Origin of the sequence: Cellulomonas sp. WB94 (genome assembly GCF_003115775.1) — a bacterium.
Taxonomy (GTDB): Bacteria; Actinomycetota; Actinomycetes; order Actinomycetales; family Cellulomonadaceae; genus Cellulomonas_A.
In genome coordinates, this window is sequence record NZ_QEES01000003.1 from 20428 (window position 1) to 43267 (window position 22840).

Annotated in this window: 19 protein-coding genes and 1 pseudogene; 10 read left to right on the forward strand and 10 right to left on the reverse strand. The window is 72.2% G+C overall.

Annotated elements, in window-relative coordinates:
• Nucleotides 1-5: 5 nt before the first annotated feature.
• The 8 genes and pseudogenes from DDP54_RS14020 to DDP54_RS14055 all read left to right on the forward strand — a co-directional run bounded on the left by DDP54_RS14020 (nucleotide 6) and on the right by DDP54_RS14055 (nucleotide 9804).
• The gene (locus tag DDP54_RS14020) at nucleotides 6-329 is read left to right on the forward strand and encodes a hypothetical protein (RefSeq protein ID WP_109132630.1); all 324 of its coding nucleotides are present in this window, start codon (nucleotides 6-8) and stop codon (nucleotides 327-329) included.
• A gap of 86 nt (nucleotides 330-415) precedes the next feature.
• Nucleotides 416-706 carry a Sec-independent protein translocase subunit TatA gene (tatA, locus tag DDP54_RS14025; protein ID WP_109132631.1) on the forward strand — a complete coding sequence of 97 codons (291 nt, stop codon included), beginning with the start codon at nucleotides 416-418 and terminating at the stop codon, nucleotides 704-706.
• Between the two features lie 45 nt (nucleotides 707-751).
• A complete protein-coding gene (gene tatC, locus DDP54_RS14030; protein WP_109132632.1) occupies nucleotides 752-1525 on the forward strand; it encodes a twin-arginine translocase subunit TatC in 774 nt (257 codons plus the stop codon).
• Nucleotides 1522-2439: a diacylglycerol kinase family protein gene (locus DDP54_RS14035; RefSeq protein ID WP_109132633.1), complete on the forward strand. Its 918-nt coding sequence runs from the start codon at nucleotides 1522-1524 to the stop codon at nucleotides 2437-2439. The genes tatC and DDP54_RS14035 overlap by 4 nt, the downstream gene beginning before the upstream one ends.
• A 37-nt stretch (nucleotides 2440-2476) precedes the next feature.
• Nucleotides 2477-5343 (forward strand): annotated as a pseudogene (locus tag DDP54_RS18855) (DEAD/DEAH box helicase).
• A gap of 54 nt (nucleotides 5344-5397) precedes the next feature.
• Nucleotides 5398-7050, forward strand: coding sequence for an amidohydrolase family protein (locus DDP54_RS14045; RefSeq protein ID WP_109132634.1), 1653 nt, complete (start codon nucleotides 5398-5400; stop codon nucleotides 7048-7050).
• Between the two features lie 391 nt (nucleotides 7051-7441).
• Complete coding sequence (gene lnt, locus DDP54_RS14050) at nucleotides 7442-9019, forward strand: apolipoprotein N-acyltransferase (RefSeq protein WP_109132635.1); 1578 nt, start codon at nucleotides 7442-7444, stop codon at nucleotides 9017-9019.
• The gene (locus DDP54_RS14055; protein ID WP_109132636.1) at nucleotides 9016-9804 is read left to right on the forward strand and encodes a polyprenol monophosphomannose synthase; all 789 of its coding nucleotides are present in this window, start codon (nucleotides 9016-9018) and stop codon (nucleotides 9802-9804) included. Before lnt ends, DDP54_RS14055 begins: the two co-directional genes overlap by 4 nt.
• A 163-nt stretch (nucleotides 9805-9967) precedes the next feature.
• Here the strand turns inward: DDP54_RS14055 and DDP54_RS14060 are convergent, their stop codons facing one another.
• From DDP54_RS14060 to DDP54_RS14075, 4 genes are all read right to left on the reverse strand, one after another.
• Nucleotides 9968-10312, reverse strand: a complete 345-nt coding sequence (locus tag DDP54_RS14060) for an RNA polymerase-binding protein RbpA (RefSeq protein WP_109132731.1) — start codon at nucleotides 10310-10312, stop codon at nucleotides 9968-9970.
• Nucleotides 10313-10555: 243 nt separating this feature from the next.
• Entirely contained in the window at nucleotides 10556-11101 is a 546-nt protein-coding gene (locus tag DDP54_RS14065; RefSeq protein WP_146192441.1) for a hypothetical protein, read from the reverse strand.
• A 93-nt stretch (nucleotides 11102-11194) separates the two neighbouring features.
• A complete protein-coding gene (locus DDP54_RS14070) occupies nucleotides 11195-13222 on the reverse strand; it encodes an ABC transporter ATP-binding protein (RefSeq protein WP_109132638.1) in 2028 nt (675 codons plus the stop codon).
• A gap of 49 nt (nucleotides 13223-13271) precedes the next feature.
• The gene (locus DDP54_RS14075) at nucleotides 13272-14342 is read right to left on the reverse strand and encodes an FUSC family protein (RefSeq protein ID WP_109132639.1); all 1071 of its coding nucleotides are present in this window, start codon (nucleotides 14340-14342) and stop codon (nucleotides 13272-13274) included.
• Between the two features lie 84 nt (nucleotides 14343-14426).
• Here DDP54_RS14075 and DDP54_RS14080 point away from each other — a divergent pair, with 84 nt between their 5' ends.
• Nucleotides 14427-14963, forward strand: a complete 537-nt coding sequence (locus DDP54_RS14080; protein WP_109132640.1) for a MarR family transcriptional regulator — start codon at nucleotides 14427-14429, stop codon at nucleotides 14961-14963.
• 368 nt (nucleotides 14964-15331) lie between these two features.
• Here DDP54_RS14080 and DDP54_RS14085 read toward each other — a convergent pair whose 3' ends face one another.
• The 4 genes from DDP54_RS14085 to DDP54_RS14100 all read right to left on the reverse strand — a co-directional run bounded on the left by DDP54_RS14085 (nucleotide 15332) and on the right by DDP54_RS14100 (nucleotide 20376).
• On the reverse strand, nucleotides 15332-15829 hold the full coding sequence (locus DDP54_RS14085; RefSeq protein ID WP_242448476.1) for a GNAT family N-acetyltransferase: 498 nt from the start codon (nucleotides 15827-15829) through the stop codon (nucleotides 15332-15334).
• Between the two features lie 63 nt (nucleotides 15830-15892).
• Nucleotides 15893-16111, reverse strand: a complete 219-nt coding sequence (locus tag DDP54_RS14090) for a hypothetical protein (protein WP_109132641.1) — start codon at nucleotides 16109-16111, stop codon at nucleotides 15893-15895.
• Nucleotides 16112-16273: 162 nt separating this feature from the next.
• The gene (locus tag DDP54_RS14095) at nucleotides 16274-16927 is read right to left on the reverse strand and encodes an MBL fold metallo-hydrolase (protein ID WP_109132642.1); all 654 of its coding nucleotides are present in this window, start codon (nucleotides 16925-16927) and stop codon (nucleotides 16274-16276) included.
• Between the two features lie 47 nt (nucleotides 16928-16974).
• Nucleotides 16975-20376 carry a pyruvate carboxylase gene (locus tag DDP54_RS14100; RefSeq protein WP_109132643.1) on the reverse strand — a complete coding sequence of 1134 codons (3402 nt, stop codon included), beginning with the start codon at nucleotides 20374-20376 and terminating at the stop codon, nucleotides 16975-16977.
• 225 nt (nucleotides 20377-20601) lie between these two features.
• On the opposite strand from DDP54_RS14100, the gene DDP54_RS14105 reads away from it, so the two are divergent.
• Nucleotides 20602-21378, forward strand: coding sequence for a ParA family protein (locus DDP54_RS14105; RefSeq protein WP_109132644.1), 777 nt, complete (start codon nucleotides 20602-20604; stop codon nucleotides 21376-21378).
• A gap of 119 nt (nucleotides 21379-21497) precedes the next feature.
• Here DDP54_RS14105 and DDP54_RS14110 read toward each other — a convergent pair whose 3' ends face one another.
• Both DDP54_RS14110 and DDP54_RS14115 read right to left on the reverse strand, forming a co-directional pair.
• Nucleotides 21498-22088 (reverse strand): MerR family transcriptional regulator, encoded by a 591-nt coding sequence (locus tag DDP54_RS14110; protein WP_109132645.1) that lies wholly within the window; start codon nucleotides 22086-22088, stop codon nucleotides 21498-21500.
• Between the two features lie 236 nt (nucleotides 22089-22324).
• The gene (locus DDP54_RS14115) at nucleotides 22325-22795 is read right to left on the reverse strand and encodes a bifunctional nuclease family protein (protein WP_242448477.1); all 471 of its coding nucleotides are present in this window, start codon (nucleotides 22793-22795) and stop codon (nucleotides 22325-22327) included.
• Between the last annotated feature and the right edge of the window lie 45 nt (nucleotides 22796-22840).

A 22840-nucleotide genomic window follows, 5' to 3' on the forward strand; every position in this document is an offset into this window, starting at 1 on the left:
CCCTGATGCTCTGGTTCGCGGTGTGGACCGTCCTCGTGGTGGGGACGCTCCTCGGCGCGTTCTTCCTCGGGCGTGACCTGTGGCGCAAGGCAGGGGCGCTCCTGAGCGAGCTGGGCCGTGCGGCGGACGCGTTCGGTCGGCTCGCCGACGCGACGGAGCAGGCAGCGACCCCGGACGGCGTCCCGCCGATCCACGCCCAGCTGTTCGACGACCGCGCTGCGCTGCGGCTGCGGGTCGACGAGCTCCGTGCGGCCCGCCGCGAGCGTGCTGCGCTCCGGGCGGAGCGTCATGTCGCCACCTTCGCGCGGTGGCGCGCCTACAGTCGCTGACCGCCTGACCCCGGAGCATTCGGGACCGTGCGCTGGACCCGGTTACTATCTCCGCAGCACCAATCGATCCCGATGGAGAGACCGTCATGAACGCACTGAAGCCGTGGCATGTCATCGTCCTGCTCGTCGTCGTCCTGCTCCTGTTCGGGGCGAAGCGGCTTCCGGACCTCGCCAAGAGCGTCGGTGAGTCCCTGAAGATCTTCAAGAGCGAGCTCAAGGACCTGACCGAGGACGACAAGCCGTCGACCCCGGCAACGCCGCCCGTCGCCACGCCGCCCGTTGTCACTCCTCCTGCTGCGGCTCCCGACACGGCACCGCCGGCTACGTTGCCGCCGCCGTACGAGGGCTTCGACGGCAGCACCCCGCCACGCACCTGATCTCCGGTGCCACCCCAGAGCCGTCGAGGAGATCTCGACGGTCGGATGCCGTTGCGGGAGCACCTGCGCGAGCTGCGCAAGCGGCTGTTCCTCGCTGCGTGCGGCCTGGCCGTCGGCGCGGTCCTTGGGTGGATCCTGTACGACCCGGTCTTCAAGGCGCTGCAGCAGCCTCTCCTTGACACTGCCGCCCATCGCGACGGCTTCATCTCGGTGAACTTCTCGGGTCTCGCGACGGCCTTCGACATGAAGATCAAGGTCTCGCTCTTCCTCGGGATGATCGTGACGAGCCCGTGGTGGCTCTACCAGCTGTGGGCGTTCATCACCCCGGGCCTGACGCGGCGTGAGCGGACCTACGCGATCGGGTTCCTCGGCGCCGCGGTGCCGCTCTTCCTCGCCGGCTCGTGGCTCGCCTGGTGGACGTTGCCGACGGCCGTCCGGGTGCTCACGGACTTCACCCCCGAAGGCGCCGCCAACCTGATCGACGCCCAGGTGTACCTGAGCTTCGTGATGCGGTTCGTCATCGCGTTCGGCCTGGCGTTCGTGCTGCCCGTCGTGATGGTCGCGGTGAACTTCGCCGGCCTGGTCCGAGCCAGCTCGTGGGCCAAGGGATGGCGCTGGGCAGTCCTGCTCTCGTTCGTGTTCGCGGCGGTGATGACGCCGACCCCCGACGCAATCACGATGATCGCCATGGCACTGCCCATCGTCGTGCTGTACTTCGCGGCGCTGGGTGTCTGCTTCATCCACGACCGGCGGACCGACAAGAAGCGCGTCGCCGACGGACTGCCCCGGCTCGACGGCACACGACCGGACGGCGGATGACGACGACTCTGGGGGTCGTCGTCAACCCGACGGCGGACCGCGGTCACGGCCGCCGAGCGGGCGCGCACGCGATCGAGACGCTCCGGCGCCGCGGTCACACGGTCGAGGACCTCTCGGCGCCTGACCTCGAGGCGGCCACCGCGCGGGCCCGGCACGCGGCGGTCGACGGCCTGGACGCGCTGGTGGTCGTCGGCGGCGACGGCATGGTCCACCTCGGGGCGAACGTCGTCGCGGACACGGGCCTGCCGCTCGGGATCGTCGCGGCGGGGACGGGCAACGACCTGCCTCGCGCCCTGGGGCTCCCGCTCGGCGACATCGACGCCGCGGTGACCGCGATCGAGCACGGCCTGACGCACGGGCCGCGCGCCATCGACGCCGTGAGCGTCCGCCCCCCGCTCCACTCGGCGCACGAGTGGTACCTGGGCGTTCTCTCCTGCGGGATCGACGCGGCGATCAATGCCCGGGCGAACGCCCTGACCTGGCCGCGCGGCGGTGCCCGCTACGTGCGGGCGCTCGGCACCGAGCTCGGCCGGTTCCGCCCGTACGGCTACCGACTGACCCTCGACGACCTGGTGTGGGAGTCCGCCGGGACGCTCGTCGCCGTCGCGAACACGCCGTGGTTCGGTGGCGGCATGAAGATCGCCCCGGACGCGCTCCCGGACGACGGCCTGCTCGACGTCGTCGTGGCCGGACCGTTCACGAAGCGTGGTGTCGTCCAGATCTTCCCGAGCATCTACTCCGGACGCCACGTCCACCACCCGGCCGTCCAGGTGTTCCGGTCCCGGACGGTCCTGATCGAGCCGGTCGGAGCGCTCGGGGGCACACCTCCGGATGCGTTCGCCGACGGGGAGCGGCTCGGCCCGGTCCCGCTGCTCGCCCAGGTGCACCCGGGCGCCGTCCACGTGCTCGCCTGACGGCCCTGCGTGCGCCCGGTCACCTAGGGTGAAGGACGTGGCACCCACGACGAGCAGGCAAGCACCGGACCCCGCCCAAGGGTCACCTGCGGAGCGGTACGCCAGCTCTCGGCGACGCGAGTCGGCCGCCCGCACCGAGCTGGCGACGTTCCGCGCGAGCCTGGAGTTCGAGCTCGACGAGTTCCAAGTCGAGGCGTGCGAGGCGGTCGAGCGCGGCAGCGGGGTGCTGGTCGCAGCGCCGACCGGAGCCGGCAAGACCGTCGTCGGCGAGTTCGCCGTCCACCTGGCGCTCGCGACGGGGCGCAAGGCGTTCTACACCACGCCGATCAAGGCGCTCTCGAACCAGAAGTACGGCGACCTCGTCCGTCGCCACGGTGCACCGAACGTCGGGCTGCTCACGGGGGACACGACCGTCAACGGCGAGGCCCCGTCGTCGTCATGACGACCGAGGTGCTGCGCAACATGCTCTACGCGGGCTCGCCGACGCTCGACGGTCTCGGGTTCGTCGTCATGGACGAGGTGCACTACCTCGCTGACCGGTACCGCGGCCCCGTCTGGGAGGAGGTCATCCTTCACCTGGCCGACGACGTCCAGCTCGTGTCGTTGTCCGCGACGGTGTCCAACGCCGAGGAGTTCGGCGACTGGCTGACGATGGTGCGCGGCGACACCGCCGTCGTCGTCAGCGAGCACCGCCCGGTGCCCCTGAGCCAGCACGTGCTCGTCCGCGGCGGGCTCCACGACCTGTACGCCGGTCCGGTCGACCCGACCGACCCGGGCGTGCACCCGCCGATCAACCCTGAGGTCGCGCACCTGCTGCACCGGGTCGAGCGCGAGGAGGGGCCGCTGCACCGTGGCCGGCGCGGTGGTGGGGAACACGGGGCGCGCGGTCACGGCCGCGGGCCTGGGCCCGGCCTCGGCCGACCCACCCCGCGGTTCGCCGTCGTCGACCTGCTCGAGGACGCCGAGCTGCTGCCCGCGATCTTCTTCATCTTCTCGCGCGTCGGCTGCGAGGCCGCCGTCTCGCAGTGCCTCGCGGCGGGGGTGCGCCTCACGACACCGGCCCAGGAGGCCGAGATCCGGCACACCGTCGAGGAGCGGTGCGCGACGATCCCGCACGAGGACCTCGACGTCCTCGGGTACTGGGCCTTCGTCGAGGCGCTCGCGCGCGGCGTCGCGGCCCATCACGCCGGGATGCTCCCGCTCTTCAAGGAGACCGTCGAGGACCTCTTCGCCCGCGGGCTCGTGCGGGCCGTCTTCGCGACCGAGACGCTCGCGCTGGGGATCAACATGCCCGCGCGGTCCGTGGTCCTCGAAAAGCTCGTCAAGTGGGACGGGTCGGCGCACGTCGACATCACCCCGGGGGAGTACACGCAGCTGACCGGGCGCGCGGGACGGCGCGGGATCGACATCGAGGGCCACGCGGTCGTGGTCGCCCACCCCGGGCTGGACCCGGTCGCGCTCGCCGGGCTCGCCTCCAAGCGCTTGTACCCGCTCCGGTCGAGCTTCCGCCCGACCTACAACATGGCCGTGAACCTCGTCGCCCAGGTCGGCCGGGACCGGGCACGCGAGGTCCTCGAGACGTCGTTCGCGCAGTTCCAGGCCGACCGCGGCGTCGTCGGGCTGGCGCGCCAGGCGCAGGGCCATGCCGAGGCGCTCGACGGGTACGCCAAGGCGATGCAGTGCCACCTCGGCGACTTCGCCGAGTACGCCGGCCTGCGCCGCGCGATCACCGACCGTGAGCGCGAGCTGACCCGGCAGGCATCGGCGGCGCGGGCCGCCGAGGTCGCGCGGTCGCTGGAGGGTCTCCGGGTCGGTGACGTGCTCGAGCTGCCCGCCGGGCGCCGGCCCGCGCACGCCGTCGTCCTCGACCCCGGCACGCCCGGCGGCTTCGAGGGGCCTCGGCCGACGGTCCTGACGACCGACCGGCAGATCCGGCGCCTGGCGGTCGCCGATGTGGGGACCGGTGCTCGCACCGTCGGCTACCTGCGGGTCCCTCGGGGCTTCAACTCCCGCGTCGCAGCAGCGCGCCGCGACCTCGCCGCGGCGCTGCGTGCCTCCGTGCCCGACGGCGGCCACCACGGTGCCGCACCCGTCCGAGGCTCCGGACGGCGTGCGAACCGCCGCGCGAGCTCGGCCGATGACGCGGTGCTGACCGACCTGCGCCGCCGCCTGCGTGCCCACCCGTGCCACGGCTGCCCCGATCGCGAGGAGCACGCCCGGTGGGCCGAGCGGTGGGCCCGGTTGCGCACCGAGCACGACGCGCTCGTGCACCGCATCGAGGGCCGGACGGGCTCGATCGCGAAGGTGTTCGACCGGATCTGCGACGTGCTGCAGCAGCTCGGCTACCTCGTCGTCCCCGAGGGGCCGGGCGAGGCGCGCGACCGGATGGTCGTGACCGCAGAGGGTCAGTGGCTACGCCGCCTGTATGCCGAGAACGACCTTCTGCTCGCGGAGTGCCTGCGGCGCGGCGCCTGGGACGATCTGGACGCGCCGGCCCTCGCCGCGGCCGTCTCGACCCTCGTGTACTCCTCGCGGCGCGACGACCGGGAGTCGGAACCGGCGGTGCCCGGTGGACCGCAGGGCAAGCTCGGTCGGGCCCTCGAGCAGACGGTGCGCATCTGGTCGGAGCTCGAGGACTTCGAGGCCGCGCACCGGCTCGAGGCGACCGTCCCGCTCGACCTGGGGCTCGTCCAGTCCGTGCACCGCTGGGCCGCGGGCCGCAGCCTCGACGCCGTGCTGCGGGGCAGCGACCTCGCGGCCGGGGACTTCGTGCGGTGGTGCAAGCAGGTCATCGACCTGCTCGACCAGCTGTCGCAGGCGGCACCCGACCCGACCCTCGCGCACACGGCCCACCAGGCCGTCTCGGCGCTCCGCCGGGGGGTCGTCGCGTACTCGTCCTTGTGACCGTACGGCGGCTCGACGGGTGGGCGCGTTCCGTCGTCATTAGGGTTGTCCGATGTGACCTCAACCCTGTACCGCCGCGGCGTCATCCACTCGGCTGCCGACCCGTTCGCGGAGGCGATCCTCGTCGACGGTGCCACGATCGCCTGGATCGGCGCCGACGACACGGCTGACGGCCTGGCGGCCCGGGCGGACGAGGTGGTCGACCTCGACGGCGCTCTCGTAGCCCCCGGCTTCGTCGATGCGCACGCGCACGTCCTCGCAACCGGTCTCGCGATCGAGGGACTCGACCTCTCGCCCGGTGCGGCCGGCGGGTCGCTCACCGACGTCCTGGCATCCGTCCACCGTGCGGCCGAGGACGCCCGTCACGGATCGCCCGACGCGTTGGCGCAGCCGCTGCTCGGGTTCGGCTGGGACGACCACGGGTGGGCGGAGGGCCGGGCGCCCTCGGTCGACGACCTGGACCGAGCCGGCGGCGGGGCGCCGGTGTACCTGGCTCGCGCGGACGCCCACTCGGGCGTCGTGTCGTCATCGTTCGCGGAGGTCGCCGGACTGCGTGGCCTGGCCGGCTGGCACGACGACGGACGGGTCGACGGCGCGGCCCATGCGCGGGCGCGCGAGGTTGCGCGTGACGTCCCCACGGGTCGTCGCGACGAGCTCTACCGCCTCGCGCTGCGGTCGGCTGCCGCGGCGGGCGTCGTCTCGCTGCACGAGCACAGCACGCCGTCGACCGACACCCGCGACGGTCTCGCTGCGCTGCTGGCGATGACGGCCGATGCCGAGAGCGGTCTGACGCACGTCGTCGGGTACCGCGGCGAGGCGTGCGTCACGAGCGACGACGCGCACGAGATCATGGCAGCGATCCCCGGCCTCGCCGGCATCGGGGGCGACCTCCTCGTCGACGGCTCGTTGGGCTCGCACTCGGCCGCGCTCCGCGCACCGTACGTCGATGTGCCCGGCGGAGACCGCGGGACGCTGTTCCTGAGCGCCGAGCAGATCTGCAACCACGTGGCGGCTGTCACGCGCGCCGGGGTCCAGGCCGGGTTCCACGTGATCGGCGACCGCGCGATGGACGAGTTCATGCTCGGGCTCCGGGCCGCCGTGGACGTCGAGGGCATCGACGCGATCCGCGGTGCGGGTCACCGGCTCGAGCACGCCGAGATGATCGATGCCATGACCTTGGCCGGTCTCGTCCTGCTGGGGGTGCACCTGAGCATGCAGCCGGCGTTCGACGCGGCCTGGGGTGGCCCGGACGGGATGTACGCGGCCCGCCTGGGCGCCGGTCGCGCGGCCTCGCTCAACCCGTTCGCGGACGTCGCCGCAGCCGGCATCCCCGTCGCGTTCGGCTCGGACTCGCCCGTCACCCGCATCGACCCCTGGGCCGCGGTCCGGGCCGCGGTCGGTCACCACCAGCGCGACCAGCGGATCTCCGCGCGCGCAGCCTTCCGGGCGCACACCCGCGGGGGCTGGCGCGCCGCCCATCTCGACCACACGGGCGCCGGCGAGCTCCGGGTCGGCGCCCCGGCGCACCTCGCCGTGTGGCGGGCCGAGAACCTCGCCGTGCAGGGCGCCGGTCGCGCCACCTCGGGGTGGAGCACCGATGCGCGGGCTGGGACCCCCCTCCTTCCGGACCTGGATCCGCAGGCCGCCACCCCCGTCTGCGTGCGCACGGTGCGGGCCGGTGTCGTCCTGCACGACGAGCTCGGCTGACGCCCGTCGCACGAAGTTCACTCGAACGGGTGGGTCACTCGGCGCGGCGCCGACACGCCGCACGACACGCCGCGGCGATTCGTGCGAACCGGGAGCAACCACCGGAGTGGTGACCTGCACGTACTCGTGTGACCTGCGTCGATGGCCGCTTGACACTCTCTGCCGACCCGGTAGGTTCACTGAGTGTTCCGCCCCCGCGGATGACCGGTCACCTGAGGTTCATCCTCGGGGTGCGGCCTGCAGGGGAGGACCCCGGCTAGGCCCGCGTGTTCAGTAGAAAACGGACGGGACGCCTCACGGCGACGTCCGGCACGAAGGACACGCGGGCCGGTCGACGGGGCGCGCAGCGCCCCTGACATCGTGGTCCGGCACGCTGACGTAGTCTTCAGCGGTGCCATTCCGCGAGCCCACCCGCGAGCCCGCCCGTTGGTCGTCCTTGGCCCTCGCGGTCGCCGGGGGAGCGCTCACGTGGGCATCGTTCCCCGACCTCGGCTGGTGGGGAGCCGCAGCTCCTGGGGTCGGGCTGCTCGTCCTCGCCCTGCGTCGCGACAGCGCGCGCTGGAACGCCCTGATCGGGCTCGTCTGGGGCCTCACCTTCTTCCTGCCTCACATCACCTGGGCGGACTACGCCGTCGGGCGGGTCCCGTGGTTCGCCCTTGCCGCCTTCGAGGCCGGGTATGTCGCCCTCTTCGGTGCCGCGTGGACCTGGGCCCGGCGCGGCAACGCCGTCTGGCGCAACAGGTGGCTCCAGGTGATCGTGTTCGTCGTCCTCTGGGTCGCCATGGAGGAGCTCCGCTCCGCGTGGCCGTTCGGGGGCTTCCCCTGGGGACGGCTGGCGTTCTCCCAGGCCGACTCGCCCGTCTCGGCGCTGGCCTGGCTGGGCGGCGCGCCCCTCGTCTCGGCGGCGGTGGCCCTTGCCGGCATCCTCCTCGCCCAGGCGTGGACGGCTGCGCGGCGCCTCGTCGTCCCCCGGGTCTTCGTCCGGCTCGCACTGGCCGGCGCCGTGCTCGTCGCGGGCCTGTTCGTGCCGCTCGACACGCGCGCCGAGGCCGGCACGCTCGCGGTGGGCGCCGTGCAGGGCAACGTGCCGAACGCCGGTCTGGACGCCTTCGCGCAGGCCCGCGTCGTGCTCGGCAACCACGTGGCCGGGACGCTCGCCCTTCTCGACCAGGTCGAGCCGGGGCAGCTCGACCTGGTCCTGTGGCCCGAGAACGGCACGGACGTCGACCCGCAGGCGGACGGAGCAGCAGCCGACGAGATCGACGCCGCGGCACGGGCCGTGCAGGCACCGATGCTTGTCGGCACCGTCCAGTACCCGCCGAGCGGCGGTCGCTACAACACCGCAGTCTTGTGGCTTCCCGGACAAGGTGTCGTGGCGCAGTACTCCAAGCAGCATCCGGCGCCGTTTGCCGAGTACATCCCGCTCCGCTCCCTGGTGCGTCCGTTCTCCTCGGCCGTCGACCTCGTCACCCAGGACATGATCGCCGGGACCAAGGTCGGGCTCGTGCCGCTCGAGTCCGCTCGACTCGGGCGCACCGTCGGGATCGGGGACGTCATCTGCTTCGAGGTGGCCTACGACGCTCTGCCTCGCGCGGCGGTCCTGGCCGGGGCCGAGCTGCTGGTCGTCCAGACGAACAACGCCTCGTTCGGGTTCACCGCGGAGTCCACGCAGCAGCTGGCGATGAGCCGGCTGCGCGCGATCGAGCTCGGTCGAGCGACCGTCCAGATCTCCACTGTCGGCGTCAGCGCGATCATCGAGCCCAACGGCGCCGTCTCGCACCAGACAGCGCTTTTCACTTCCGGCCAGCTGGTGGCTACGCTGCCGCTGCGCCATTCCCTCACGCCTGCCGCCCGGCTCGGAGACTGGCCTGCGTGGATTGCCGACGCACTCGCCCTGTGCGTCGTCGTGACCGGGATGGCTGGTGCGCTGCGCATCCGCCGCGAGAACCGCACCGAAGGAGTCTCATGACCGCCGACAACGCCGACACCCAGCCCCGGGTGCTCGTCGTCATCCCGACGTACGACGAGCGGGAGAACCTCCCGACGGCGCTCGAACGGCTCCGCGCGAGCGTGCCCGACGCCGACCTCCTGGTCGTGGACGACGGCTCGCCCGACGGCACCGGCGAGCTCGCCGAGAAGATCGCCGCACAGGACGAAGAGGCGTCAGGCCGCACCACCATCTATGTGCTGCACCGCACCGGCAAGCTCGGCCTCGGCACCGCCTACATCACCGGCTTCCGGTGGGCGCTCGAGCGTGGCTACGACGTGATCGTCGAGATGGACGCCGACGGCTCGCACCGCGCCGAGGACCTGCCGCGCCTGCTGGACGCGGTCGCCGGTGCCGACCTCGTGATCGGATCGCGCTGGGTGCCCGGCGGGAGCGTCGTCAACTGGCCGGTCAGCCGTCAGCTCCTCTCCCGCGGCGGCAACACCTACACCCGGCTCGCGTTGGGGCTGCCGCTGCGGGACGCGACGGCAGGCTTCCGAGCGTTCCGCGCCGAGACCCTCGCGACGATGGCGCTCGACGAGGTCGCCTCCGCCGGGTACTGCTTCCAGGTCGACATGGCCTGGCGCGTGCAGCGGGCCGGCGGCCGCATCGTGGAGGTGCCCATCACGTTCGTCGAGCGCGAGCTCGGCCGGTCGAAGATGAGCCGCGCGATCGTCGTCGAGGCCCTCGCCAACGTCACGGTGTGGGGTGTCGAGCAGCGCGCACGTCAGCTGGGCGCTGCCGTGCGCCGACTGCGCCGCCGCTGACCTGCGCCGTAGCTGACCTGCGCCGCAGCTGACCGCCCCGGAACGGCTTCTGTTCCTCCCACCCGCCAGAGACGCAGCAGAACGGCCGCCGTCCCGTGAGGGCTGGCGGCCGTTCTGCTGGGCCGTGCTCGCGGCGCAAGAGCTGCGAGCCGGTCGGTGGATCTCAGGCGCTCCGGCGCAGCTTGCCGGCGCGGAGAAGGTCGAGCCGCTCGTCGAGGAGCTCCTCGAGCTCCTTGACGGTCCGACGCTCCAGGAGCATGTCCCAGTGCGTGCGCGGGGCCTTGCCCGCCTTGGGCTCCGGCTTGGACGCGTCCCGCAGGAGCGCCTCCTCGCCGCAGCGGCACTCCCAGGTGACCGGAACGTCCGCCTCGACAGAGAACGGCAGGATGATCGTGTGTCCGTTGGGGCAGTCGTAGTGAGCCTGAAGACGAGGGGCGAACTCGACGCCCTCTTCCGTCTCCATGCTGTGGGAACCGATGCGCATTCCGCGCAGTGACCGGTTCGACATGTAGGACCTCCGTGCGTTGCCGTGCCGTGGGGCGTCGTTCGCCGCCATCTGACGTCTCGGTGTGAACCGCCCGCATCGAACCGCCTGCCGTGCGGTTCCCGAGCAGTGACTTCCAGGAGGCTCAACGACCAGGCCGCCCTCAATGTTCCAGTGTGGCGTGAAGGTCTCGTGAACGCGCGTCGGGCGAGGGACGAGCTGAGGCCGCGCATGGTCGCAGCGGGGGAGCGCGCGGGGCGAGCACGCTCACCACGAGGTGCTCAGGATCCGTGCGCGGTCCCGCCCGATGGCCGCCTCGGCCCGGATCCGGACGGCCTCCCGATGCGCACCGACGTGCAGCGCCGACGACCATCCGGCCTCGAATGCGCCGAGGTCGCCACCACCGCGCCGCACGTAGCCCACGACGACAGATCCGCCCGGCGCGTCATGCTCGAGGACGGAGGCCAGGACGTGCACGAGATTGGCCGCGACGACAGCGTCCGGCACGGTGGGCACCTCGGCGATCGGAAGGACGAGCGGCAGGACCTGGTCGGCGGCATCGAGCACCAGGAACCACAACGCGGGGGGTCCGTCGCGTTCGGGACCGACGACACGCATCAGCACGTCGAGGGCGTCCCGCGCGTCGTCGAGGGTACGGCCGGTCACGGGCAGGGAGTCGTCGTCGGTCCCGGTGTCGCCGTCGAGCCAGGGGACGTCCGCCAGGTCGTCGTCGGGATCGGCGGCCCAGTGCCCGTCAGTGCCCGGAAACAGCTCGTGGTTCGCCACCGGGTGGCGCGTCGCATCGTCGGTCATGACCTGACCCTGGCTCACCCGCCGTGTCGCCGACGGCGCGCACGCGCTGAGCGCTGGCGCAGCTCAGGCGTCGAGAGGCTGTGGGTGGCCCGGTTACCCGGCAGCGGTGCTCGGCTGGGACAGCACGACGCCGTCCGTGAACATGATCCCGTCGCTGAATCGCGCCTCGACGCGTCCGCCACCGAACTGCTCGGCGTACAGGCGCGCATAGAGCCCGTCGGCCACCTGGACCAGCTCGTCGTGCGTGCCGCGCTCGACGACCTGCCCCTCGTCGACGACGAAGATCACGTCGGCGTGGCGGATCGTCGAGAGCCGATGGGCGATCGCGAGGGTCGTGCGCTGGTCGACCGCGCGCGCGAGCGCCGACTGGACGAGCCGTTCGGACGACGAGTCCAGCGCCGACGTCGCCTCGTCGAGGATGAGGATCCGGGGGTTCTTGAGCAGGACCCGAGCGATCGCGATGCGCTGCTTCTCACCGCCGGAGAGCCGATAGCCACGTTCGCCGACCAGCGTGCGGTAGCCGTTCTCGAACGCCTCGATCCGGTCGTGGATGTTCGCCGCTCGGCAGGCCTCGACGAGCTCGTCGTCGGTCGCGTCGGGGCGTGCGTACCGCAGGTTGTCGGCGATCGACGCATGGAACAGGTAGGGGTCCTGCGTCACCATCCCGATCGCGTTGGCGAGGCTCGACAGCGTGAGGTCACGCACGTCGTGGCCGTCGACGAGCACGGCGCCCTCATCGATCTCGTACAGGCGGGGCACGAGGTAGCTCAGCGTGGTCTTGCCGGCGCCGGACGGGCCCACGAACGCGGCGAGCTGGCCGGGCTCGACGGTGAGCGAGACGCCACGGACCGCCCACGAGCGCGCCCGAGCGGGCCGCTCGGGTTCGGGCATCGGCTCGATGCGGCGCGTCGGCGTCGCGACACCGAGCGGCGCGCCGTGCCTGCCGCTCCACCGGCCCGGCAGCGGGGGCGGCTGGACGAGCCGTGGGGGAGCGGGGTAGCGGAACCAGACGTCCCGGAGCTCGACCCGCCCGGCCTCGCCGGCGTGGGTCAGCGCCACAGCCTCCGACCGGTCGGTGATCGCGGGCGTGAGGTCGAGATACTCGAAGATGCGCCGGAACAGCGCGAGCGACGTCTGCACATCGAGGGCGATCCGCATGAGCGAGATCACCGGCATCAGCAGGCGGGCCTGGAGGGTCGAGAACGCGACGAGCGTCCCCGCCGTGAGCACCCCGCCCCCGAACGAGCCTGTCATCATCGACCCGGCGACGAGGTAGACGAGCGCCGGCGTGACGGCCATGAACGCGGTGACGACGCCGAAGAAGCCCTGACCGGCCATCGCCTGCCGCACCTGCAGGTCGACCTGGCGGTCGTTCTCCGCCCGGTAACGGGCGATCTCGGCATCGGAACGGTTGAACACCTTGGTCAGCAGGACCCCGGAGACGCTGAGGGCCTCCTCGGTGATCGCCGTCATGTCCGACAAGGACTCCTGCGTGGCCCGCGCGATCGCCTGCCGTCGTGCGCCGACCCGCCGCTGCAGGACGATGAAGAGCGGCATCAGGGCCACGGCGACGAGCGTCAGCTGCCAGCTGAGCAGCAGCATCGCGATGGTGGAGGCGAGCACGGTCACGGTGTTCGAGAGGATCGACGACGCTGTCGTCGTCAGGACCGAGCGGACGCCGCCGACGTCGTTCGCCAGCCTCGACTGGATCGAGCCGGTCTTCGTCGCCGTGAAGAACGCGAGCTCCATGCGTTCGAGGTGCTCGAACAGCCGTCCCCGCAGGTCGGCCATCGCGAGGTTGCCGACCTTCGTCGTCAGGAACGTCTGCCCGACGCCGATCGCGGCGCTGAGCAGCGGGATGACGACCATCGCCGCGACCAGGATCACCAGCAGACGCAGGTGCACCCCCGAGCCGTCCGCCGGGAACAGCGCATCGTCGAAGACGCGCTGGGTGAGGAACGGCGTGACGATGCCGAGCAGCGACGCGACGACGATCGAGACCGCGACGAGGAGGAGCTCCCCGCGGTAGGGCGAGAGGAGCGCCCAGATCCTGCGCAGGATCGGGTCTGCCAGGGCCGTGCCCCGCGCGGGCACGTCCGAGGCGGTCGGGGTCGGCGTCATGCGGACAGTCTCACCCGTCCCCGCACGCGGCCGCGAACCCAGGGCCGGGTCAGGCGAGCTGCGTCACAACGCCACCGGCGATGGCTCGTCGCGTCGAGACGAGCGCGACGCCGGTCCCGATGACCGCGCCGATGAGTGTCTCGAGGGCGCGGTCCCGGAGCAGCACGTCGGCGGGCACGCTGCCGACAAGCAGGTTCATGAGCAGGGCGAGCGGGGTGATGAAGATCATCGCGAACCCGTAGTTGCGCACGACGAACAGCTCGGCCACGGTCTGGAGCGCCACGACGACGAGCACGAGCACCCAGCCGGCCGGATGAAGTGCGAAGAGACCGGCGGCGACGACCAGCCCGACGGCGGTGCCGGCGAGACGGTGGCTCGCGCGCAGGAGCTGGCCTGGCGTGTCCGACACGGCGAGCGGCACGACGGCGGCGACCATGGCCCATCCCGGGTGGCCGATCCCGGCGATGGTCGCGACACCGCCCGCGGCCAGCGCGGCGATCCCGTACCGCAGCGCGTGGCGGCGCAGCGTGCTCTCCTCGACGAGCCGTCGCACCCCGAACGGCGGCGACGAGGCCCGCTCGCGGGCACGCCGCGCCGGGCTCAGAGCGCCCCCGAGCCCGACGAGGAGCGCGAGGCCGGCCGAGGCGCTCGCGACGGCCACAGCGGCGAGGACATCGGCCGGCACCGCGGGCACGCCGGCGCACGTCGCGACGGCGAACACCGAGAACAGCGGACCGGCGGGGCGCCAACCGGTGGCGTCTCCGACGAGCGAGCCGAGGATCGCCGTCAGCACCGAGGCCGCGACGATCGCCCACCGGGCAAGCTGTCCGTCCGGAACGACGGCCGAGACCGCGGTCCCGAGCCCCACCGCGAAGACGAGCGTCACGGCGGCGGCGAGCTGGGTGTGCAGGCGCCGGCGGTAGCCTTCGCCCCGGCCGTACAGCGAGGTGAACGCGCCGAACGCGGCGTACGCGAGCCAGCCCCGGTGGCCCGTCGCCGTGAGCAGGACGAGGGGGAGACCCACCGACACGCCCGCCCGCAGCGCGACCCAGTGGCTCTCGTTGTGCGGTCCGAACCGGACGAGGTCACGGGGGCGGGGAGCATGGGCGACAAGGGGCACAGCGGGGCTACCTCCACGGGGGGACAGGTTGGGGGAACTCTGATAGTTTACCAGTAAACTATTGCGATCGGAGCGACAGGGCTGATGACGAGCGTCACACCGCGGGGAACCGGCGACGTCGGCGGTCTCGGCGACGGGCCGCGCGACTGGATCGACCACACGCAGGCCCGCTGGGCCGAGCTTCGACCAGAGCTCGACCTCGCACCCTTGGGCGTCGTGGGACGACTGCTGCGGGCTGCACAGCTCGTCATGGCGCGTTGCGAGGCGTACCTCGAGCCGTTCGACCTCAGCCGCGCCGAGTTCGACATCGTCTCGGCGCTGTGCCGCAGCGACGGACCGATCAGTCCCGGCGACCTCACGCGCCAGCTGATGTTCACCGGACCGGCCACCACGAAGCGCCTGAGGCGTCTGGAGCACGCCGACTGGATCGCCCGCAGCGTCAACCCTGACGACGCCCGCGGGTTCCTGATCGTCGCGAGCGACGACGGTGCACGCCGGTTCGCCGAGCTGCTGCCTGGCTATCTCGGGCTCGAGGCGTCACTCGTCGGCGTGCTGGACGACGACGAACGCACCGTGCTGGCCGCGACGCTGCGCCGGCTGCTCGTCGACTGGGACGCCTGACCCAGAGCACCTGACACGAAGCCCGCCAGTCGGCAATCGGGCCCACTCGGGCCAGGCCGGAGCCCTCTTCCTTAACGCCGATAATGGACATTATGACAATCCTGCCCAAGAAACCCTGCGTCGGCGCTCACGCCGCGCCCGGAGCCCGTCCCCGCAGCTTCGCCTCACGATGACCCTCATGGTCGCAGGCACGTGACCGACGTCGCGACGGTCAGCGCAGGTCGACGTACTCGCGGTGGACGTGCCTGGCCCGGACACCTGCCTTGCGGAACTGCGTCTCGAACCCCCGGCTGTAGGGCCCAGTATCCGGCTCCTGCCTCGACGCAATCGCCCCGCAGGTGCGTGGGCTGCCTGCCGGGCCGAGGCCGTCAGCCGAGCTGCATCTCGTGACGAGACTCGGAGCGCCCCGGCGAGCTGGGCAACGGCTGCCGCTCTCCCGTCGGCACGAAACCGAGACGACCGTAGAGCCCCGTCGCGGCGTCGTTGTCGTCCGCCACCCACAGGGAGACCGTGCACGCCTCCTCCGCCCGTGCAGCGGCCACGACGGCTGCCAGGAGGGCAGTTCCCACGCCCTCACGGCGTGCGTCGGGCTCGACCCACAGGCCGACGACGTGGCGATCGTCGGACGTCGATCCTGGTTCGGAGATCATCGAGACGAGCCCGACGACGCTGCCGTCGGATGGCCGCACCCGCCGGGCGACCCACCACGGGCTCGAACGCAGCCGCATCCGCCAGTGCTGCTCGCGAAAGCCCTCTTCACGCGCCAGCGTCGATCCGAAGGCGAGCGGGCTGTCGCGCAGGGCGCGCAGCCGGACGTCGCGCACGACCTGCCAGTCGTCCTCGCCGATCAGCTCGATGTCGATCACGGGTCACAGCATGCCCGGGGCCGGCATCTGGCCGTCGATCGACGCGCGGGCGGGCGACCGCCGTCAGGGCGCGGCGGATCCCGTCGTGCCGGACTCGGCCGCGTCGCCGCGCTCCGTGTCATCGGGTGACCCACCGTGACCCGCGCGGTCGGGGACAGAGCGGGCCGCGTCAGCCACCTCCTCCTCCGGTCGAGGCGGCACGGTCTCGTCGAACTCGAGCAGCCCGATCTCGTCGAACCGGTCCGGCGCGGCGTCGGGGTCCTGGGGCGTAGGGATCGACATGCGGGCACCTTTCGATCGTGGTCGTGGTCCCACCGTAGATCCGGACGGCTCTCGCGGCACCGCGGCATCGTCGCCACACCTCCGCGCCCCCGCCCGCGCGCTCCTACGCGTGCACTCCCCCGTCGAACGTGACCGTCCGACCGCGTTCGCGCCGCCGACCAGTCAGCCGAGCGTCAGCTCGTCACCGGGTCCGAGCCGCCGATACTCGCCAGACCCGCCGAGCGAGGCCACCAGCCGGTCGGACGTCGCCGTGCCGATGGCGCTGAGCGAGGCGTCGTGGATCGGCACCACGATGTGCGGGCGCACGGCCCGGACGTAGTCGATGACCTCAGCGAGCCGGAGCCACGGCCCACCCACCGGGGCGAGCAGGACGTCGACGCCCGTCGTCGCCGGCGGGAGCGTGAACGAGTCGCCCGGGTGCAGCACGGCGCCGTCGACGAGGTACGCCACGTTCGCGACCCTGGGCACGTCCGCATGGACCACCTCGTGCCACTCCCCCACCACCACGACGGCGAACCCTGCGGCCGTGAAGGCGTCGCCGGACCGGACCGCGTGCACCCGCCCGGGAGCGATGCCCAGGGCGTCGAGCCGCTCCACGACCGCTGTCGGAGCCCAGACCTCAAGATGAGAACGAGTCGCAAGTGCGTCCCTCAGCTGCTCCACAGCCACATGGTCGGGATGCTCGTGCGTCACCAGCACGGCGTCGGCCGTGTCCAGCACCGAGAGGTCGCTGTACGTGCCGGGGTCGATCACGAGGCGAGCCCCGGCCCGCTCGAGCCGGACGCAGGCATGGCCCCAGCACGTCACAGTCGTCATCCGAGCAGCATGCCTCGCGCCGCCCGACGGCGCGAGGCCGAGCCGCGTCAGGCGATGACCATCACCAGGTCGCCACCCTCGAGCTGCTGCACCGCCCCGATCGCGAGCCGCTGCACCTTGCCAGCGACCGGCGTCGTGATCGCCGCCTCCATCTTCATGGCCTCGACCGTCGCGACCGTCTGACCGGCCTCGACGCGCTGCCCCTCCTGGACGACCGGGGTCACCGCGCCGGCGAACGGCGCGGCGATCTGACCGGGTGCGCCCGGGTCCGCCTTCTCCGCCGTCGCGAGGTCGACCTCGACCGTGCGGTCGCGGACCTGCAGCGGGCGGATCTGCCCGTTGAGGGTGAACATGACGGTCCGCATACCCCGCTCGTCGGGCTCACCGACGGCCTCGAGACCGACGAGGAGGCGCACACCCTTGCCGATGAGGATCTCGGCCTCGTCGCCCTTGGTCATCCCGTACAGGTAGCGGGTCGTGTCGAGCACGCTGACGTCGCCATAGGTGCTCCGGAAGGTCTCGAGCTCCTTCGTCGGCCCGGGGAAGAGCAGGTGGTTGAGCCGGTCGCGGCGGGTCGCCGAGTCGCCGGCAAGGTCGGCCCGGTCCTGCTCGCCGAGCGCCTCGGTCGCGGTTCGGACGACCCGCCCGGCGAGCGCCTTGGTGCGGAACGGCTCCGGCCAGCCCCCCGGCGGATCTCCGAGCTCACCCGACAGGAAGCCGATGACGGAGTCGGGGATGTCGTAGCTCTGCGGGTTCGCGGCGAAGTCCGCGGGGTCGGCCCCACGCGCCACGAGCTGCAGCGCGAGGTCGCCCACGACCTTCGACGAGGGTGTCACCTTGACGAGCCGACCGAGGATCCGGTCCGCGGCGGCGTAGGTCTCCTCGATCTGCTCGAACTGGCTGCCGAGCCCGAGGGCGATCGCCTGCTGGCGGAGGTTGGACAGCTGGCCGCCGGGGATCTCGTGGTCGTAGACGCGTCCCGTCGGGCCGGGCAGTCCGGACTCGAACGGCCGGTACAGCCGGCGCACCGCCTCCCAGTACGGCTCGAGGTCGCAGACCGCTCGCAGGCTCAGCCCGGTGTCGCGCGGAGTGTGCTCGAGGCCCGCCACGAGGGCGGACATGGGCGGCTGGCTCGTCGTGCCGGCCATCGCCGCGCTCGCCACGTCGACCGCGTCCACGCCGGCGTCGGCCGCCGCGAGCAGCGTCGCCATCTGCCCGCCGGTCGTGTCGTGCGTGTGCAGGTGGACCGGGAGGTCGAACCGCGACCGCAGGGCAGTCACGAGCCGCGCAGCAGCCGCGGGCCGCAGCAGGCCCGCCATGTCCTTGATCGCGAGGACGTGCGCGCCCGCCGCGACGATCTGGTCGGCGAGGCGCAGGTAGTAGTCGAGCGTGTAGAGGTCCTCCGCCGGGTTGAGCAGGTTGCCCGTGTAGCAGAGCGCGACCTCGGCGATCGGTGTGCCCGCCTCGCGCACCGCGTCGATCGCGGGCCTCATCTGCGAGACGTCGTTCAGGGCGTCGAAGATCCGGAAGATGTCGATGCCGGTGTCGGTGGCCTCGCGCACGAACGCCGTCGTGACCTCGGTGGGGTACGGCGTGTACCCGACGGTGTTGCGGCCGCGCAGGAGCATCTGGAGCGCGATGTTCGGCATCGCGGCGCGCAACCCGGCCAGCCTGTCCCACGGGTCCTCCCCGAGGAACCGCAGCGCCACGTCGTAGGTCGCGCCACCCCATGCCTCCACCGAGAGCAGCCCAGGGAGAGCGCGCGCCTCCGACGCACTGACGGCCAGCAGGTCGTGCGTGCGCACCCGGGTCGCGAGCAGCGACTGGTGCGCGTCGCGGAACGTCGTGTCCGTCACGGCCACCGCGGACTGCTCGCGCAGGGCCCGAGCGAAGCCCTCGGGGCCAAGGGCGAGCAGCCGCTGACGGCTCCCGTCGGGCGCCGGGGCAGCCAGGTCGAGCGGCGGCAGCTTGAGCCGGGGGTCGATGACGTCACGGGGGCGGACGCCGTGCGGCTTGTTGACGGTCACGTCGGCCAGGTAGGCGAGCAGCCGGGTGCCGCGGTCGGCGCTCTCGCGCGCCGCGAGGAGCTCGGGGCGCTCGTCGATGAACGACGTCGAGACCTGACCCGCAGCGAACTCCGGGTCGGCGAGCACGGCCTGCAGGAACGGGATGTTCGTCCGGATGCCACGGATGCGGAACTCGGCGAGCGCGCGACGCGCACGGCGGACCGCCGTCGGGAAGTCCTGGCCGCGGCACGTGAGCTTGACGAGCATCGAGTCGAAGTGCCCGGAGATCTCCGAGCCTGCCGTCGCCGTCGCACCGTCGAGCCGGACCCCGGCGCCACCGGGCGACCGGTACGCGATGATGCGTCCCGTGTCCGGTCGGAACCCGTTCGCGGGGTCCTCCGTCGTGATGCGGGTCTGCAGCGCAGAGCCGTTGATCCTGACCTTCTCCTGGCTGATCCCGAGGTCCGCGAGGGTCTCCCCCGACGCGATCCGCATCTGCGCCGAGACGAGGTCGATGTCCGTGACCTCCTCGGTCACGGTGTGCTCGACCTGGATGCGCGGGTTCATCTCGATGAAGACGAACTCGCCCGTGTGCTCGCCGACGGTCTCGAGCAGGAACTCGACGGTGCCCGCGTTCTGGTACCGGATGTGCCGGGCGAATGCGACGGCCGCGCGGCACATCGCGTCGCGGATCGTGGGATCGAGGTTGGGGGCCGGGGCGATCTCGATGACCTTCTGGTGCCGCCGCTGGAGCGAGCAGTCCCGCTCGAACAGGTGGACGACGTTGCCCGCACCGTCCGCGAGGATCTGCACCTCGATGTGCCGCGGACGCAGGACAGCACGCTCGACGAACACAGTCGGGTCGCCGAACGCCCCGTCGGCCTCGCGCATCGCGGCCGCGAGGGCCTCGGGAAGGTCGTCGCGCGTGTCGACCCGGCGCATGCCACGACCACCGCCACCGGCCACGGCCTTGACGAAGATCGGGAACCCGACCACGTCGGCGGCGGCAAGGAGCTCGTCGATGTCGGCGGACGGGGCGGAGGACGCCAGCACCGGCAGACCTGCCTCGCGTGCCGACTGCAGCGCTCGCACCTTGTTGCCGGCAAGCTCGAGCACCTCCGCGGGCGGGCCGACGAAGGTCAGACCGGCAGCCACGGCAGCCCGCGCGAGCGCAGGGTTCTCCGACAGGAACCCGTAGCCCGGGTAGATCGCGTCGGCACCGGACTCCTGAGCGACCCGGATCATCTCGGCGATGTCGAGGTAGGCACGCACAGGGTGCCCCTGCTCGCCGATCGGGTACGCCTCGTCGGCCTTGAGGCGGTGCTCCGAGTTCCGGTCCTCGTACGGGAAGACGGCGACCGTCCGGGCACCCAGCTCGTACGCCGCGCGGAAGGCGCGAACAGCGATCTCGGCCCGGTTCGCGACGAGGACCTTAGAAAACACGTGTGACTCCATCCTGTGGTCCGGCAGCACGGTACTGGTGATGCCCGGCGGGGTCGGTGCGCGCCCGCATGCCGATCACGCAGATCGCGACGCTGTCCGCGATCCTCCCATGAACCGCTTCTCCCCGTGGTGCCCGACCTCGGTCGCGGCGCGCGCTCTGTCCGCAGGTCCGCCTGCTTGCTCGTGCGTTTCCGGGTCCGCGCGCGGGCGGCTACCGTTGGCGCCGTGCTGGTGCTGGGTGTGTGCAGTCTCAAAGGTGGCGTGGGCAAGACCTCGGTGACGCTCGGGCTGGCCTCGGCCGCCCTCGAACGGGGGTTGCGGACCCTCGTCGTGGACCTCGATCCGCAGGGCGACTCGACGCTCGCCCTCGCCGTCGCGCCCGGCACCCCCCTCGATGTTGCCGCCGTCCTCGACGACCCCCGGGCCGAGACCGTGCTCGGGGCGATCGCGGCGAGCGGCTGGGCCGACGGCGGCCTGGACGTCCTCGTCGGCTCCGCCGCCGGGATGCGTCACGACGCGATCGACGACGCGGGCCGCGACGTCGACCGCCTCCGGTTCGCGCTGTCGTGGGTCAACGGCTACGACCTCGTCCTCATCGACTGCCCGCCGTCGCTCGGTGGACTGACGCGCAAGGGGCTCACCGCGAGCGACCGCGCCGTGGTCGTCACGGAGCCGGGGCTCTTCTCGGTCATGGCGGTCGGGCGTGCGATGCGCACCATCGACGAGCTCCGCCGCGGCCCCGCCACGGCGCTGCAGCCGCTCGGGGTCGTCGTCAACCGGGTCCGCGCTCGTTCGGTCGAGCAGGCGTTCCGGCTCGAGGAGCTGCGCAGCCTCTACGGCCCGTTGGTGCTCGCGCCGCAGATCCCGGAGCGGGCGGCTCTGCAGCAGGCCCAGGGTGCCGCCCAGCCCGTCCACGCGTGGCCCGGACAGGCGGCCGCCGAGCTCGCCAGGGTGTTCGACGAGCTGTTGGATCGTGCGCTCAGGGCGCCGGCCACGCGCTGACAAGCACCCTTCGCTGACGGGCACCCTTCGCTGACAGGCGCCACTCGCTGACGGGCACAACGAAGCGATAGAGCAGCTCCTTGACCGCGCGGGTCAGAACGTCCCCGACATCAGCGGGATCAGCCCGCGGTACGCGCCTGACGCCTGGCCGCGAGCTCGTCGAGGTGCGTGCTGGACTGCCCGTGGGCATCGTCGTCGACACGCTCGGTCGGCAGCTGGGCCAGGGTGCCCTCGACCTCGCGCCACACGCGTCCGACGGCGATGCCGAACACGCCCTGCCCGCCCTGGACCAGGTCGATGACCTCGTCGGCCGACGTGCACTCGTACACGCTCGCACCGTCGGACATCAAGGTGATCTGGGCGAGGTCCTCGACACCACGCTCACGCAGGTGGGACACCGCGGTGCGGATCTGCTGCAGGGACACGCCGGTGTCGAGGAGTCGCTTGACGACCTTCAGGACGAGGATGTCGCGGAACGAGTAGAGGCGCTGCGTGCCTGAACCGGTCGCGGGCCGGATGGTCGGCTCGACGAGGCCCGTCCGAGCCCAGTAGTCGAGCTGGCGGTAGGTGATCCCCGCAGCACCGCAGGCCGTCGGGCCGCGGTAGCCGGTGGTGATGTCCAGGTCGGGCAGCTCGTCGCCGAACAGCAGACCTTGCGCGCGCTGCGGAATGCCGCTGCCGGCTTCCACGCTGTCACCGCTGCCGGTCACGAGTCCTCCACTCACTGCCCACGCATCCGCCGTGCTCGGCGCCCGTCGTGGTCGGTACGACTACCTTGCAGGCAAGATCTGCCTGAATGAAGTGTCCCACCATCATGACCTCGGGCTTCGGATGTCTACGTGTCACGCTAGGCGTCCGCCATGGGGTCGTCAACGACGCTGCCCGGCGCGCCGCAACGGAGTGTTGCCCCGGCGTGTCTCACGTTCGACCTCAACCTGAGACCGTGTCATCCCGAGCCGGTGCCGGGCTCCTGACCGGACTCGAAGTCCTCGGGGGTCACCTGGTCGAGGAACTCCCGGAACCGCTCGAGCTCCTGCTCCGCGGGTCCCGGCGACGCCTCGACCCCGGCGATGGCAACGACCTCTGCCGAGCACAGCACCGGGCACCCGACCCGCACGGCGAGCGCCACGGCGTCCGACGCCCGGGAGTCGACGCGCGCACCGCTCCCCAGCACCAGCGCGGCGTGGAAGACCCCGTGCTCGAGGCTCGTGATCTCCACCTGGCTCAGCGACTCGCCGACGGCCGCGATGACGTCGCACAGCAGGTCATGAGTCATCGGACGCCGCGGCACGACACCGGCCTGCGCCGTCGCGATCGCACTCGCCTCGGCAGGACCGATCAGGATCGGGATGAACAGCTCGGCCGCGGGGTCGAGCAGGAGCACGACGATCTCGTCATCGACCAGGTGCTGGCGCACGCCAACCACCTCGACCGTCACCAGCTCCTCGCCATCCCCCACACG